Annotated in this window: 11 protein-coding genes; 4 read left to right on the top strand and 7 right to left on the bottom strand. The window is 36.0% G+C overall.

Annotated features, from left to right (window positions below):
• The first annotated feature begins 31 nt into the window (after positions 1–31).
• From B3C16_RS02130 to B3C16_RS02115, 4 genes are all read left to right on the top strand, one after another.
• Complete coding sequence (locus B3C16_RS02130) at positions 32–2,920, top strand: alpha-amylase family glycosyl hydrolase (RefSeq protein WP_121312607.1); 2,889 nt, start codon at positions 32–34, stop codon at positions 2,918–2,920.
• Between the two features lie 120 nt (positions 2,921–3,040).
• Positions 3,041–5,812 carry an AsmA family protein gene (locus B3C16_RS02125; RefSeq protein ID WP_291128305.1) on the top strand — a complete coding sequence of 924 codons (2,772 nt, stop codon included), beginning with the start codon at positions 3,041–3,043 and terminating at the stop codon, positions 5,810–5,812.
• Positions 5,813–5,890: 78 nt separating this feature from the next.
• Positions 5,891–7,207, top strand: coding sequence for a hydroxymethylglutaryl-CoA reductase, degradative (locus tag B3C16_RS02120; RefSeq protein ID WP_291128301.1), 1,317 nt, complete (start codon positions 5,891–5,893; stop codon positions 7,205–7,207).
• Positions 7,208–7,211: 4 nt separating this feature from the next.
• A complete protein-coding gene (locus B3C16_RS02115; RefSeq protein WP_291128298.1) occupies positions 7,212–8,126 on the top strand; it encodes a GYDIA family GHMP kinase in 915 nt (304 codons plus the stop codon).
• A 48-nt stretch (positions 8,127–8,174) separates the two neighbouring features.
• Here B3C16_RS02115 and B3C16_RS02110 read toward each other — a convergent pair whose 3' ends face one another.
• The 7 genes from B3C16_RS02110 to B3C16_RS02080 all read right to left on the bottom strand — a co-directional run bounded on the left by B3C16_RS02110 (position 8,175) and on the right by B3C16_RS02080 (position 15,648).
• Complete coding sequence (locus tag B3C16_RS02110) at positions 8,175–10,268, bottom strand: peptidylprolyl isomerase (RefSeq protein ID WP_291128295.1); 2,094 nt, start codon at positions 10,266–10,268, stop codon at positions 8,175–8,177.
• 108 nt (positions 10,269–10,376) lie between these two features.
• Complete coding sequence (locus B3C16_RS02105; RefSeq protein WP_291128292.1) at positions 10,377–11,636, bottom strand: hemolysin family protein; 1,260 nt, start codon at positions 11,634–11,636, stop codon at positions 10,377–10,379.
• 3 nt (positions 11,637–11,639) lie between these two features.
• Positions 11,640–11,831 (bottom strand): hypothetical protein, encoded by a 192-nt coding sequence (locus tag B3C16_RS02100; RefSeq protein WP_121312613.1) that lies wholly within the window; start codon positions 11,829–11,831, stop codon positions 11,640–11,642.
• Positions 11,832–11,833: 2 nt separating this feature from the next.
• Positions 11,834–12,385 (bottom strand): LPS export ABC transporter periplasmic protein LptC, encoded by a 552-nt coding sequence (gene lptC, locus B3C16_RS02095; RefSeq protein ID WP_291128289.1) that lies wholly within the window; start codon positions 12,383–12,385, stop codon positions 11,834–11,836.
• Positions 12,385–13,659 carry a tetratricopeptide repeat protein gene (locus tag B3C16_RS02090; protein WP_291128286.1) on the bottom strand — a complete coding sequence of 425 codons (1,275 nt, stop codon included), beginning with the start codon at positions 13,657–13,659 and terminating at the stop codon, positions 12,385–12,387. Before B3C16_RS02090 ends, lptC begins: the two co-directional genes overlap by 1 nt.
• A 10-nt stretch (positions 13,660–13,669) precedes the next feature.
• Positions 13,670–14,923, bottom strand: a complete 1,254-nt coding sequence (locus B3C16_RS02085) for a hypothetical protein (protein ID WP_121312616.1) — start codon at positions 14,921–14,923, stop codon at positions 13,670–13,672.
• Positions 14,920–15,648 carry a type III pantothenate kinase gene (locus B3C16_RS02080; RefSeq protein WP_291128282.1) on the bottom strand — a complete coding sequence of 243 codons (729 nt, stop codon included), beginning with the start codon at positions 15,646–15,648 and terminating at the stop codon, positions 14,920–14,922. The genes B3C16_RS02085 and B3C16_RS02080 overlap by 4 nt, the downstream gene beginning before the upstream one ends.
• Positions 15,649–15,680: the final 32 nt, after the last annotated feature.

Here is a 15,680-nt window from a genome sequence, read left to right as displayed (position 1 = left end):
AAGCTCTCAGTCCATTTTATATCTTCAAGCTATGAAAAAGAACTATTTAATATTAGTAATTTTGATGATGTTTACTTATTTGTCTTTCGGACAGATAACAACATCTCCCACTACGGTTCTTGCGGATCAAACAGCTACCATTACATTTAATAAAACCGGAACACCATTGGCATCTTATACAGGAACAATTTATGCTTATGTTGGTGTAACAGTGAATGGAGTACAATGGCAAAATATTAAAGGAAGCGCCACTTGGGGAAATAATCTGCAACCTACAATGACTCAAGTAACGAGTAATACTTATAGTCTTACTATTTCACCTGATTTATACACTTATTTCGGTGTAGGAACTACAAACTCAATAACACAAATTTGTATTATATTTAGAAGTGCCGATGCTTCAATGCAAACTTCTGATGCCTTTATTCCTGTTGGAGCTTTTCAATATACTTTAACTGCACCACTTTTAAACAGCAGTAATATCATAACAAACGGGTCAAATGTAACTGTAACAGCAAACAATACTAATGGTAGTGCTACCTATAATCTTTTAGCAAATGGAGTGTCTATCAATACAACTACTACAGCTTCCTATTCTTATACGGATACCAATGTTACTGTAAATAAAAACTACGAATTAAGAATTACACAAGGAACAACAACCTTTTCAGCAAGATTTGCAGTTGTCATAAATCCAGGCACAAATTCATTAGCAATGCCCGCTGGGCTGGTTGATGGGATTAATTATAATCCATCAGATCCTACTAAAGCAACTTTGGTGTTAAATGCTCCAACAAAAAGTTTTGTTTATGTGGCTGGTAGTTTTAATAGTTGGCAACCCAATGCAACATATGCAATGAAAAAAGATACCGCATCGGGATCTACTAAATATTGGTTGGAACTAACAGGATTAACACCCGGTCAAATGTATGCTTATCAATATTGGGTATGTGACGTAGTTAATGTGCCAATTGGGTCACCAGCAATAGTTAAGACAGCGGATCCTTATTCAAAATTAGTTTTATCTCCTTTTGATGATCCAGAAATTGTAACTTTAGGAGTTTATCCTGGATTACCGATTTATAACGACATCGCTCCGGGACAACAACGAGAAGTGTCTGTTCTACAGACTGGGCCAACAGCATGGTGGAACTATACTTGGAGTGCAGCAACAACAAATTTTGTTAAACCTAAAAAGAAAGATTTAGTTATTTATGAAGTTTTGGTTCGCGATTTTGACGCCAACAGAACATACCAGGATTTGATAAATAGAATTGACTATTTCAAAAATTTAAAAATCAATGCCATCCAACTTATGCCGGTAATGGAGTTTGAAGGTAATATGAGTTGGGGTTACAATACAGTTTACCACATGGCTTTAGACAAAAGATATGGATCGCCTGCTAAACTAAAGGAATTGATCGATTTATGTCATCAAAACGGAATAGCGGTAATACTCGATATTGCTTTAAACCACGTCTTTGGTCGTTCCCCTTTAGAAAGAATGTGGATGTTAGATACTGACAATGATGGCTGGGCAAATGGTACAGGTTTCAGAACTACAACTGAAAATCCTTATCTTCACCAAGAAGCGAAACATTCTTATAATGTCGGAGGCGATATCAACCATTTTAGAACAACTGGTCCAGGTGGAGATGTAATCACTCCTTATGTTACTGAAACCATCAGAACTTGGATTCAAGATTATAAAATTGATGGTTTCCGTTGGGATTTAACCAAAGGGTTTACCAATAGTTGTACAAGTGGAGATGAGGGATGTACCAATAGCTATCTTACAGACAGAGTCGCAAAATTGAAACAGTATGCCGATATTCAATGGGCTTATGATCCTAATTTTTTAGTAATTTTTGAACATTTAGGTAATGGTGGTTCGGCTTCAGAAGAATTGGAATGGGCAAACTACCTACGTTCAGGGGATACCAAAGGAATCATGCAGTGGAGAAAAATGACTGATCCTTATGCTAATTTATTAAAAGGAAATTATGCTGACCTTTCAGGAGTAGCAGATGCTACAACCAATAGATTTATTGGCTACGCCGAAAGTCATGACGAAGAAAGAGTAGGTTATAAGGCTTTTAACGAAGCTGGACAAACCCAAGGAAATTTACCTAAAATTTTGCAAAGATTTCCAGCTATGGGAGCAGTTCATCTTTTGGTTCCAGGACCAAAAATGATATGGCATTTTGGAGATTTAGGAAATACAGCTTCCTTGTGGACCTGTAATAACGGAGTTGTTTCGTACTCAGCACCAGATTGTAAATTGGATACAAAGCCACAACCTCAATGGGTTGACAATTGGCTTGGCGATGCAGCTCGATTAAATATTTACAACAGTTGGGCCAAAATGATTGAATTGAAAAAAACTGAAACTGTTTTTGAAGATGGACAATATGCCTGGAATCTAAGTGCTACCGGTAGTCCAAGACTTGATATTTGGACTAGTACTTCACAAACTCCTACTTTAAGTTATGTTTTTGTCAGAACAAATTTTTCAGATAATACTTTAAATACCGGAGCTGGATTTCCTTTTGCCGGAACTTGGTATAACTTAATGGATAATTCAACTATTACTGTTACCGATACTAACATGAACATATCAATTCCTCCTGGAGAATTCAGAGTTTACGGAAATAAGCAATCAACTTTAAGTACAGATGAATTCAGTCCTGTCAATAGTGTTAGTTTATATCCAAATCCAACTTCAGGAAGTTTCAGTATCAAAGGAGAAGTTTCTAAAGTAGAAGTATACTCAATCACAGGTCAATTGGTTAAATCATTTGAAAACATTTCATCTGAAGATTACCAATTCGATATCAATGACTTAAACAATGGGGTTTATTTAGTGAAAGCAATCGACCTAAATAACAATTCAAAAACCATGAAAGTCATCAAACAATAAGGTTAGATTAGTTATATAATTATTTTGCAGAAGCCACGTTTTTAAAGCGTGGCTTTTGTTTTTTATAAAAATTTTCATCATAAATTTTTTTGTCTCTTTTACCCTTTGTATTTTTGACCCATGAAAAAGCCATCAAAACCAATCATAGTCAGGATTTTAAAGATTACAGGAATCACTTTGGGTTCGATAATCTTATTGATGTTTTTGATGCCTATTCTTTTCCCCGGAAAAATTGCTGAAGAAGTAAAAGCCTTTGCCAATAAAAAACTGAACGGCGAACTCGATTTTAAAGAAGCCAATCTCTCGTTTTTCAATCACTTTCCGTCACTGACTCTAACGCTGACGGATTTCTCTTTAAAAGGCTCTGCACCATACCAAAAAGAAACGCTGATTTCTGCCAATGAAGTATCATTCGGAATCGATATTGGTTCTCTTATTTTTGACAAAAGTGTTACGATTGATAAGATTTATGTGTCCAATGCGCTAATCAATGTAAAGGTCAATGCCAAAGGGGAAGCCAATTATAACGTTTATATAGCCGAACCCGAAACAAAGCCAAAAGACACCACCAGCAACACTTCACTTCGCTTAGATAAAATCGCCATCGAAGACAGTCATTTGGTTTATGATGACCAATCGACTAAAATTTTAATCGATGCGAATGGGTTTAATTACATTGGAAACGGTGATTTAGACAAAGCTATTTTTGATATTTATACCGAAGCTGAAATTGAAGATTTCGACTTTACTTACGACGGTGAACAATATTTAAAAAATAAAAAGGTAAAAGCCGATTTGATTACCAAAATCAACACCAATTCCTTGGCGTTTGTCTTCCAACAAAACAACTTAAAAATCAACAAACTTCCGGTAGAATTCAACGGTAAGTTTGACTTCTTGAGTAATGGCTACGATATGGATTTCAATATCAAATCAGAAGACAGTAAGTTGAATGATTTCTTTACCGCATTGCCACCGGCTTATGTGACTTGGCTCGATAAAACCAAAGTCAAAGGAAGAGCCGATTTGTCTTTTACGCTAAAAGGAAAATACATTGCTTCCAAAAATCAAAAACCCGATGTGGCTTTCAATATGAAAATCCGTGACGGTTTAATTGAATACAAAGATGCGCCGTTTCCGGTATCGAATATCTTCTTGAATTTCGATACCAAATTACCTTCATTGGACACCGAAAAATTGAGAGTGAACATCGATTCGATCTTTTTCAATGTCGATAAAGATTATGTCAAAGCGATAATCAAAACAGAAGGTTTATCGACGCCAAATGTCAGTGCGAGAATCAATTCCAAAATCGATTTGGCCCAAATGGACAAAGCCTTCGGATTGGAAAATATGTATTTGCGCGGTGTCTTAAATATGGACATCAAATCCAATGGTGTTTACGACAAAAAGAACAACAAGATTCCCGTAACCGATGGTAAAATCAATTTGAAGAATGGTTATGTAAAAACGGATTATTACCCAAATCCAATTAAAAATATCAATTTAGTCGCCACCATTTTAGACAAAAAGGGATCGCTCGAAGATTTGAGTATCAACATCACGCCGGCGTCTTTTGAGTTTGAAGGCAAACCAATTTTTGTCAATGCCAAATTGCGGAATTTTGAGAACATCAACTACGATATCAAAGCCAAAGGTGAATTGAATTTAGGCAAAATCTACAAAGTTTTCTCCCAAAAAGGACTTGATGTCAATGGTTACATCAATGCCAATGTTGCTTTCAAAGGTTCGCAAGAAGATGCTATGAACGGCCGATACAATAAGTTGCAAAATAGCGGCACTTTAATGCTGAAAAATATCAAAACCACTTCAGAATATTTACCAAAACCGTTTGTAATCAAAGAAGGAACGTTTGTGTTTAACCAAGACAAAATGAATTTCAATGATTTCATAGCGGCTTATGGTCAGTCCGATTTTAAAATGAATGGTTATTTGCAAAACGTAATCGATTTTGTGTTGACCGAAAAAGCCATTTTAAAAGGCAACTTTCAATTGCATGCGAACTACATCAATGTTGATGAATTCATGGCGCAAACAACTACTGTTAGGGATACTATCGAAAATACGGAAACCAGTGCAACGCCAGCCGGAGTTATAGTTATTCCGTCTAATTTCGACTTGCAATTTAATGCTACAGCGAACAAAATCAATTTTGATGGTTTGGCGATTGACCATCTGAAAGGCAACATGAAAATCAACAAAGGTCAATTGGAACTCAAACAATCCGGTTTTGATTTGATTGGTTCCAATGTCAAAATGGATTTGGTTTACGGAAGTCAATCGGCTGAAAAAGCTTTCTTTGATTTTAAAATTTTGGCCAAAGAATTCGATATCAAACGCGCTTACAACGAAGTGAAAATGTTCAAGGAAATGGCTTCCGCCGCTGAAAGTGCCGAAGGAATTGTTTCGTTAGATTACAAAGTGGCCGGAATTCTCGATGCCAATATGCAACCAATTTATCCGTCTTTAACCGGAGCCGGAACTTTATCGGTGAAGAAAGTCAAAATGAAAGGATTTAAAATGTTTGGCGCTGTCAGTAAAAAAACAGGCAAAGACGCCATCAAAAATCCGGATGTATCGCAAGTTGATATCAAAACGACTATCAAGAACAACATTATCAATATCGAACGTTTCAAATTCAAAGTCGCCGGTTTCCGCCCAAGAATTGAAGGGCAAACCAGTTTTGACGGCAATCTGAATATCAAAATGCGTTTGGGTTTACCGCCATTCGGTATTCTGGGCATTCCGATTAAAGTCACCGGAACGCAAGACAATCCGAAAGTCAAATTAGGCAAACAAACCGAAGACTTACAAGAAACTGAATACGAAGGCGATGTGCCTAAACCCATATCTTCGGAGCCAAAACCCTAATAATTTCCACTGGTTTTTGGATAACAAATTCAATCGCTATCACTTATCTTTGTAGCCACTTAACTTTTATCATCGTATATGAATAATGCAGTTGCCGGTTTTTCCAAATTGTCCAAAGAAGAAAAAATCAATTGGATTGCGAATGAATATTTCACTAATCCAACCGAAGCGATTAGAACCATCAAACAATATTGGAACAATGATGACAAACTCCAACAATTGCATGATGAGTTTATAGAAAATACGATTACCAATTTCTATTTGCCGATGGGCATAGCGCCTAATTTCCTTATCAATGGGAAATATTATTCGGTACCCATGGTGATTGAAGAAAGTTCGGTTGTAGCTGCCGCAGCCAAATCAGCTAAGTTTTGGAGCACGCGTGGCGGATTTAAAGCGACCGTTTTGAATACAGAAAAGATTGGACAAGTTCACTTTTTGTTCAAAGGCGATTCCGCTAAACTGCAATCGTTTTTCAATTCAGTTAAAGCAACTTTAATCGATTCCACCGAAAGCATTACCAAAAATATGCAAAAACGTGGCGGCGGTATTTTAGGATTGGAACTCAGAAATAAAACTTCAGAATTAGAGCATTACTACCAATTGCATGCAACTTTTGAAACCAAAGACAGCATGGGCGCAAATTTTATCAATTCTTGTTTGGAACAATTGGCTAAAAGTTTGAAAGAAGAAGCTCAAAATCATCCCGATTTTAACGAAGCAGAAAAGAACATTACTATCGTAATGAGCATTTTGTCCAACTTTGTTCCGAATTGTATTGTTCGTGCCGAAGTTTCTTGTAAAGTAGAAGATTTGGCTGAAAAGAAAATCGAAAACCCACAGGAATTTGCTGAGAAATTTGTGCAAGCCGTTCGCATCGCCGAAATCGAACCTTTCCGTGCCGTAACGCACAACAAAGGCATTATGAACGGTGTTGATGCAGTAGTTTTGGCTACCGGAAATGATTTCAGAGCAGTCGAAGCCGGTGTTCATGCTTATGCTTCCAGAAATGGACAATATTCAAGTTTGTCACATGCCAAAATTGAGAATGGAGTTTTTACCTTTTGGATGGAAATTCCTTTGGCTTTAGGAACGGTTGGCGGATTGACGTCTTTGCACCCATTGGTTAAAATGGCTTTGGAAATCTTAGGAAAACCTTCTGCGCAAGAATTGATGCAAGTAGTTGCCGTTACCGGTTTGGCACAAAATTTTGCGGCACTGCGTTCATTAACGACTACCGGAATTCAAGAAGGTCACATGAAAATGCATTTGAATAACATTTTAAACCAGTTTGAAGCCAACGCTGAAGAACGAAAAGCAATCGCAAAGCATTTCGAAAACAATACCGTGACGCATTCCGCTGTAGTGGAATTGATTCAAAATCTAAGAAAATAGTCTCTTGATAAAAAAATTTTATAGCAACGGAAAATTACTCATAACAGGAGAATATGTGGTGCTTGATGGTGCCAAGGCTTTTGCGTTGCCTACCAAATACGGTCAAAATCTAATCATAGAAGAAGCGGAAGACAACATCATCCAATGGACGAGTTACGACAGTGATAAAAGCATTTGGTTTGAAGACAATATTCCATTTGCCTCGATCGTTAGAAAAGAGCGTCATGATGATGACAAAAGCGTTAAAAACACTTTAATCGAAATTTTGCACGAAGCTTATTTGATGAATTCTGATTTTATAACAACTTCAAAAGGATACAAAATTACGACCGAATTAACTTTTCCCAAATTATGGGGTTTAGGGACATCTTCTACATTAATCAATAATATTGCTCAATGGTTGCAAATTGATGCCTTTGAGCTGCTGAAAAGGAGTTTTGGCGGTAGTGGTTACGATATTGCTTGCGCTCAAAATAACTCCGGAATTTTGTACCAAATTGTCAACGACAAACCGATTGTGGAAATTGTAGATTTCAATCCCGATTTTACGGATAAAATCTTCTTTGTTTATCTGAATAAAAAGCAGAACAGCAAAAATGCGATTGCATCTTATTACAGCAATCAAGTCGATATTAGAAAAACGATTCCGGTTATAAATGATTTAACAAAAATTGTAGTTGAAGCTGATCAACCCAAAACTTTTGCTTTGGCTTTAGCACAACACGAAATTGAATTGAGCAACATTTTAGAATTGGCTACCGTAAAAGAAGTACTGTTTCATGACTTTAGTGGTGTTGTCAAAAGTTTGGGCGCTTGGGGCGGCGATTTTGTCTTGAGTATTTCCAAAGAAGATCCGACCGATTACTTTAAAGAAAGAGGTTTTGAAATTGTCATTCCTTATCACGAAATGATATTATAAAAAAACCTGAAGTTTAGCTTCAGGTTTTTTTATAATTGTTATTTTCGATTAATAGAAATCAGCTCTGTTGTCTTGGATGTCTGCATCATTTTTCAATGCTTGCATAAATCTTCCGGCGTTGCCAACAGCTTGTGGTTTTAATTTATTCACATAGTCTGTATATTTTGGAAGCGCTGGTGCTTTAGCAACTGTTTTAGTTACCAATACATAAACACCTGAATTACCCTCGATAGTTTTTGAAACCTGACCTGCTTTTGAAGAGAAAGCGGTTCCAACCACTTTTGGTTCAAATCCGGCGCCCGGAACTGCTGCGTTTTCAAGCGTTAAATCAACGGCATTCATAACAATAACTTTGTTTGAAGCTGCAATAGCGGCTAATGAACTTCCGGACATTTTCGCTTTAATCATTTCAGCTTTCTTTTTGTTTTTCAAAAGACCTTCCACTTGTGGTCTGGCTTCTTCAACAGACATTAATCCTTTTTCAGTTACTTTTTTCAATTTGGCAATTACATGACCAACATTAGCAATTTCAAAACGTTTTACATCACCAATATTGGTGTCACCGGCAAATGCCCATTTAACGATTTGTCTTTGGTTGCTGATTTGGCCAAAGTTCTCATCGATAGGTTTTACTCTTACAGATGGGTTAACCGTTAATTTAGCTTCTTTGGCTAAAGCAGCGAAATCTTTATTGGCAGCATCCATTTCAAATTTAGTAGCTTGCGTATAGATTTTGTCATTTGTAGATTCAGATGGCTCAATTTTTTCAGCAATAGTAGCCAATCTGATTGCGTCTTGTTTATCGGTAACGCTGATAATGTGGTAACCAAATTCTGTTTCTACTAAGCCAATTTTTCCAACCGGATTATTGAAAACGAAATCATTAAACGGTTTTACCATGGCGCCTGGAGCAAAATACCCTAAATCACCACCTTGTTGTGCTGATGAATCATCAGAATTAGACATCGCCAAAATCATAAACATAGATGGATTGGCCAAAGCTTGAGCCAATAAGCCTTCTGCTTTAGCTTTTGCTTCTTCTTTAGTTCTTTTCTCTTTTTTGTTTGGCACTTGAGTTCCTTCCCAACTAATTAAGATATGACTTGCTTTTGATTTAGCGCCTGCTTTTCTTCCTAAAGCTTTAGAAATACAGTAGTAGTTGCTAAACATATATGGTCCGTAAACTTCACCTGTAGCCAATGCAAATAATTTATCTGCGTGTTCAGCCGGTAAATCTTGTTTGGCAATATAAGTTGAGTCGAAAGGAATATCAGAATTTTGGTTTACATAATCCGCTACATTAGTAGCCGATTGGAAACTTGGAATGGTATCGTTTTTGCCGTCTTTGAATTCAACACGACTAGTCAATAACGAATTAATTTTGTTTTTAACTTCTGCTTCATCTTCAGCAGATGGTTTTTCTTGAATAAGAACATAATCCAATTCGCGAGTTTCCTCTGATTTGAATTTTTTCTCCTTAGTTTTCATGTAAGCCAAAATCTCTTCGTCAGTAATTTTAACATCACTGTCTTTAATGCTTGAGAAAGGAACAGTAACAAAGTCAAAAGATACTTTGTTCATTTCAGCTTCATATTTAAATTTACCTTCAGCTTCAGTCGTGTATAAACCACCTTTTACTAATGAATTGTAAATTTGGTATTTTGCATTTAATTCTGCGTCTTTTTCTCTTTCTTTCAAGATTTGAATTCCTTCCGGATTAGATTTGAAGTAATCTTTGAATTTCTTTACGTCAAATTTACCAGTGGCATCTAAAAACGCTGGGTTTTGTCCAATATTAGGATCTGCTTTGAATACTTCAACGATGTGTTTTTCGCCAACGCGCAAACCTAATTTTTCAAACTCAGCTGTAAGTAAAGCAATGCTTACTTCTTGATTCCAAACTTGGTTTGAAGCTTGCAAAGCAGTCACTTGTTGACCATTTTGTCCGTTTTTTTCAGCGTTTGCTACTTTTACTCTAAAGTCTTCATAAGCAATATCTTTTCCATTAACGCTTCCCACGTCTTTTGAGATGCTTTTAAATCCGTTGCTAAATAAATCTTGCACGACAAAAGCCAATAATGCAAAGCCTATAAGTATTAAAAGTAAGCCTGAGCGATTTCTAATTTTTGATAAAATTGCCATTTCTAATCTTGTTAATTTTTAATTCAGTTTGCGAAAATACAATTATCTGTGAAATAATAATACTCACTTAGTTATAATTTCAACTATTTTTTAATTTTTTTGCAGAAACTAATCGAATACTATCATTTTGACCAATTCGATTTTCTTATTCGTTGCTTCTTCGATGGTAAATTGGAAGTTTTCAATGGTGATTTGATCTCCTTTTTGTGGAATCTCTTTCGAAAAATCAACTATAAATCCACCCAAAGTGCCATAAGAATCACTTTCGGGTATGTTTAATTTATAAGTTTCATTAAGATATTCTACGTCTAACCTTGTGGAAAACAAATAAGTAGCTTGTTCAAGTTGTTCTTCGATTAAAGCTTCGTCTGAATCGTGTTCGTCTTCAATCTCGCCAAAGAGTTCTTCAACGATGTCTTCGGTAGTTATAATCCCTGAAGTTCCACCATATTCATCAAGAACAACGGCTACGCTTTTTCTTTTTTTTGTAAGTAAATTAAGAACATCTTTAATAAAAATAGTTTCAGGTACAAATTCTACCGGAATCATAACCGATTTGATGGTTCTGGGTTTTTTGAAAAGTTCAAAGGAATGGACATAACCAACGATATCATCCAAAGTATTAATGTAAACTAAGATCTTAGAATATCCGGTTTCTATAAAAAGTTCTCTTAAATCGACGACAGAACTGTACAAATTAACGGCTACTAATTCAGTTCGCGGTGTCATTATATCCCGGGCTTTTACACCTGAAAACTCTAAGGCATTTTGGAAAATTTGTATTTCTGAATCTACGGTTTCGTGGTCTTGCACGGAATTCATTTGTTCCGAAATATAATTGCCCAATTCTATTTTGCTAAAAGAAAGTGTTATTTGGTCACCTTCAGTTTTGAAAAATTTCTTCAGAATATAATCTGAAATCCAAATCATGAAAGAAGAAATATAGTAAAACAATCGGTAGAAGAAATAAGCCGGCAAAGCGAAAAATTTCAGAAAACTATTGGCGTAAATTTGGAAAAACACTTTCGGCAAAAACTCAGAAGTCATTAAAACAATCAGCGTAGAAATAAGCGTTTGTAATAACAAATTGGATAAATCGGAGAATTGATAACCTAAAGTTTTGAACCACCGCATTAGCAAATCGCCCATGAAGAATCCGTAAATCACCATGGTAACATTATTGCCTACCAACATGCTGGCAATGAATTTCGAGGGTTTTTCGGTTAGCTTGGTAAGGATTTTAGAAATGAAATTATCTTGTTTTTTTTCAATTTCAAGATAAATTTTATTGGAGGAAACAAAGGCGATTTCCATCCCTGAAAAAAATGCGGAAAGTATCAAACATATGATGATGATTCCGATTTCCATGAATTAAGGTTTTTTATTACGCTCCGCAAATTTTCGGGCAAACCTTCTTCTAAAGAAAAACGTAAACACACAAACAGCAGCAAATAGCGCGCTGATGATAAAGTTTTCTCCATCTTTCCAACTGATAAAGGCGTCAACGGCAAATAGTAATCCGGCTAGTAAGTAAGCGTATTGTGTAAATCTTAAATAGTTCATAGTTATTCTGATGATTGGACTTGTCCAGATATTTTTTGTGAGTTTACTTTTTTAAAGTCTTTGCTAAAATCGATTCCTTCGCCATAAGAAACGCCTTTTGGAGAAGTAAATTTAAACTTTTTTTCGGTAAAAAACCATTCGTTTTTTTGGTCGTAATACAATTGTTCTGTTTCCAGCAAATCTCCGTTTTGGCTTGAGATTCTTACATTGCCTTGCAGGTCAATGATATTAGTCGCCTTGTGCGAAACGGCATAATTGGCATCGATTAGGGTTTGTTTTCCGTTTTTGTCAAACAAAGTCAAATGCATGCCTTTAGGAAATTCGGTATAAGGGAATTCCACTGTGGCATAATCGAGCATTTTCGGGCTGATTAAATTGGCCGTAATCCGACCTGAATCGGTATATTTTAAATTGATGGAATCTGCATCACCGCTTGGGGTAAATTCGGAAACACTCATTTTTTGAACGTCTTTGAAATTGCTTTCACATGAAGCAATCATCAAGCAAAACAATAGGGCTAAAAGCGGAATACTATTTTTGATAGCGCGTTTCATTATTTAGCAGGGAAAGTGATTGTTTCGTTAATCCAACATCCGATGGTCAACGATTTTCCATTCATTTTTTCTTTGTTAATCTCGGCTTGAGAAGGAGATTTTGAAGCTAATCTTTCTACAACTTTGTCAGCGGCAGCTTTCATTTTTGGCTCTGCTACAATAGCTTTTTTAGCGGTTTGTAAAGCTAAATACTTAATGGCTTTTTTTTCAAAATCAGTTTTTCCACATTCGTCAGCAGCATTAGCGTAGAGTTCTGCTAAAAACAAATAAGCACTTCCCAAAGTTGGGTCATATTGTAAAGCTTTATTCAAACTTTCTTTAGACTTGGCTTTGTCACCAAATAATAATCCGGTGGCTAAAGTGTAATATATTTTTGCTCTTGCCTGTGGATTGGCTTCTAAATCTGCTGATTGGGAGTAGAATTTTATGGCTTCTTCAAAATTCTTTTGTTTTAAAGAGGCTAAGGCCATAAAGTAAGCCGATTGAGAAGTAGCTTTGGTCGCATAGAAATTTTGAGCCATTTTGTTGAAAATCGGTTTGGCGCTACACCTGTCACCAAGATTTGTTAAAGCACCTAAAATCCAATCGTTATTGTCGGAATTCAATTGGTATTTATTTTCATAGTAAGTGGCCAAATTATCGCAGGTTGTTAAATCTTTTGCCAAAGAATTGATACCGCGTTGGGCTGTTCTGTATTCATTGGCTTTATCCGGATTTGTATTCTGTAAATTGGAAAGCATGGCATTAACCAAGGTGTATTTGTCCAAAACCAATTCGGCATTAAACTTTTGATTTCCGGCTTTGTATTTTTCATGGCACAAACTGAAATAAGTATAAATGGCATTCGCATTGGTAATGCTGTCTGAGGCTCTTGAAAAAGCGTTGTCGAGTAAACTTAAAATCTCGTCTGTTGCTTCCATCTTATTGTCGTGTAAAGCCATCGCTTTGTAGACTTCAAAATCGGTTGTCGTTGACGGAAAATTTTTGTTGTATTGGTCATACAATTTCATCAGGTCGCGTACCAAAGATTCTTTCTCTTCAGCATTAGCAGCATTATCGATTTTGTATTGTAGAATAAGGATTCCGTCAGTATAAACGATTTCGCTTTGTTTTGGGCAATTTTTTCTCACCAAACTCCAAGTGTCATAGGCATCTGCAATATTCCTCGCCTGGAAAAGTTCTTGGTAAGTTGTAATTGTTGATGAACAGTCAAACTTTTGAGCATTGCTATTGGTAATGAACAAGATAGCAATTAGAGAAAAAAATGCTTTCATAATGAAATTTTTAGTCAATTTTACGCTTCACAAACCACCTGTCACTTAATGATAACCCAACGCTGATATTAAAATAATTTTCTTCTACCAAGTTGTAATAAGTAGTACCTCTTTTACCCATTTCCAATCCGATGTTAATTTTGGAAAAACTACCACCTAACGGAAGGCCGAAACCAACATTTACAGCAGTATCAGTAATGGATTTACCTTGAATGACCAAGCCTGTATTTTCATATCGCAACCCACCACGGTAAGTAATTCTTTTAAAATAACTTGAATAAGAGTTAAAGTTAGGAATAAAATAACCGCCTAAGCTATATCGAGTAGCATTTTCGAATGAAGCACCTTCAATATCTGTAAATCGATTTGACGTGACACTGGTGTTCAAAAAGGTTACTTCTCCACCAATCAGCCATTTTTTTACTTGGCCAAAACCTGAGCCAAGAGCTAATTTTGAAGGTAATTTAATTTTAGTGTCGCCAATGCCTTCAACCTCTTCTCTTTCAATAACGTTGATACTTCCTGAGCCTGAAAATTGTATGATGTCAATGGTACGCCCATTACCCAATCTTAATTCCGATTCGGGGGTGTAGGTTAGACTGCTGAAAAAGGAGAATTTACTGTTTATTTTTGTTTGATAAGTTGCTCCGAAGTTTGCATTAAATCCGCTTACTTCTGAAGTGTTAATTTCTCTGGTGCCATATTGGATATCACTTTGGTATCTTAAATTGGTTGTTTCAATAGTACCAAAGTTATATTGGATGTCTGCACCAATGTTGATTTTTTTTGTCAATTGATAACCTGCGCCAACAAATACTTTATTTACACCACCTATACCACTGTATCTTGAATAGATTGGAGTTGCGTCATCCGACAAAGTTTGGATTTTGTATCCAACAGAAGAATAAGGAATCAAACCAAATCCAAATCCTAATTTTCCAACCGGAATTCCAATGGCTAGGTAATCAAAAGCAGTTCTACGGGCTTTTGCTTCTTGGGTTTCTGTTTTAGATGTCGTGTTTGCGTAAGTACCGCCAAGAGCAAAAACGGTCAATTTTAGACTCGCTAATTGGGCCGGATTTTGTAAATTTAAGTGAATGCTGTCAGGAAAAACAGAAACACCACCCATAGAGCGAGTGTCAATGGTTCCTTTAAATTTAATATCACCAATTCCGTAAAAAGAATACGGGGAAGAAGTTCCCTCTTGAGCTAAGGCAGAGAATGAAAAAAGTAAACAAAGGCTTACTGCAATTTTTTTAATCATTTTTGATTGTATTGAAAAGTTTGGTTCAAACTTTCCAACAGAAAATTTGAATTGGCAAATATGGTATTTTTTAATCGTTTAGCCAAAAATTCTGCATCGCCACCCGTTAAAATTATGATAAATTTAGCGTATTGCGCTTTATACTGTTCGATAAAGCCATCAATTTCAAGAGTCACGCCATTGACAACGCCTGAATGTATAGATTCTTCTGTCGAATTTCCGATTACATATTCCGGATAGGCTTGTGTTAATAAGGGTAACTTCGCTGTGAATTGATGTAACGATTCATAACGCAAACGAATACCGGGAGAAATAGCACCGCCCAAATATTGATTGTATTCATCGATAAAATCATAAGTAATACAAGTACCGGCATCAATTACCAATCGGTTTTGATTGGGAAATTGCAAAGTAGCGCCTGTAGCTAAAACCAATCGGTCAATGCCAAGTGTTTTTGGAGTAGTGTATAAATTATCAAAGGGGAATTGACTTTGATGAGAAATAAAATGAATTGAAGTGGTTTTTTCAAAAGTCAAAAAGACCGATTTGTCGATATTTCCAACAGAAGCAACAACAATTGACTTAATTTTCGAATATTGTTCTAAAATAAATTCAAGTTTTTCAATCATTTCTTTTTTGTCAAAAACAAAAACCTCTAAAAGAGTATTGTCTTCAAATACAGCTGTTTTGATACGAGTATTTCCAACATCTATGGCTAATAGCATACATCGATTTTTAATGAGGCTAAGGTACGAAT

Source organism: Flavobacterium sp. UBA7682, from assembly GCF_002482945.1.
GTDB lineage: Bacteria > Bacteroidota > Bacteroidia > Flavobacteriales > Flavobacteriaceae > Flavobacterium.
The sequence above is the reverse complement of the archived record's forward strand: the minus strand, read 5'-3'. Positions and strand labels throughout refer to the sequence as shown.

Coding starts and splice junctions, on each gene's coding strand:
- B3C16_RS02130 (WP_121312607.1), top strand. CDS start 32: ATGAAAAAGAACTATTTAATATTAGTAATTTTGATGATGTTTACTTAT.
- B3C16_RS02125 (WP_291128305.1), top strand. CDS start 3,041: ATGAAAAAGCCATCAAAACCAATCATAGTCAGGATTTTAAAGATTACA.
- B3C16_RS02120 (WP_291128301.1), top strand. CDS start 5,891: ATGAATAATGCAGTTGCCGGTTTTTCCAAATTGTCCAAAGAAGAAAAA.
- B3C16_RS02110 (WP_291128295.1), bottom strand. CDS start 10,268: ATGGCAATTTTATCAAAAATTAGAAATCGCTCAGGCTTACTTTTAATA.
- B3C16_RS02105 (WP_291128292.1), bottom strand. CDS start 11,636: ATGGAAATCGGAATCATCATCATATGTTTGATACTTTCCGCATTTTTT.
- B3C16_RS02100 (WP_121312613.1), bottom strand. CDS start 11,831: ATGAACTATTTAAGATTTACACAATACGCTTACTTACTAGCCGGATTA.
- lptC (WP_291128289.1), bottom strand. CDS start 12,385: ATGAAACGCGCTATCAAAAATAGTATTCCGCTTTTAGCCCTATTGTTT.
- B3C16_RS02090 (WP_291128286.1), bottom strand. CDS start 13,659: ATGAAAGCATTTTTTTCTCTAATTGCTATCTTGTTCATTACCAATAGC.
- B3C16_RS02085 (WP_121312616.1), bottom strand. CDS start 14,923: ATGATTAAAAAAATTGCAGTAAGCCTTTGTTTACTTTTTTCATTCTCT.
- B3C16_RS02080 (WP_291128282.1), bottom strand. CDS start 15,648: ATGCTATTAGCCATAGATGTTGGAAATACTCGTATCAAAACAGCTGTA.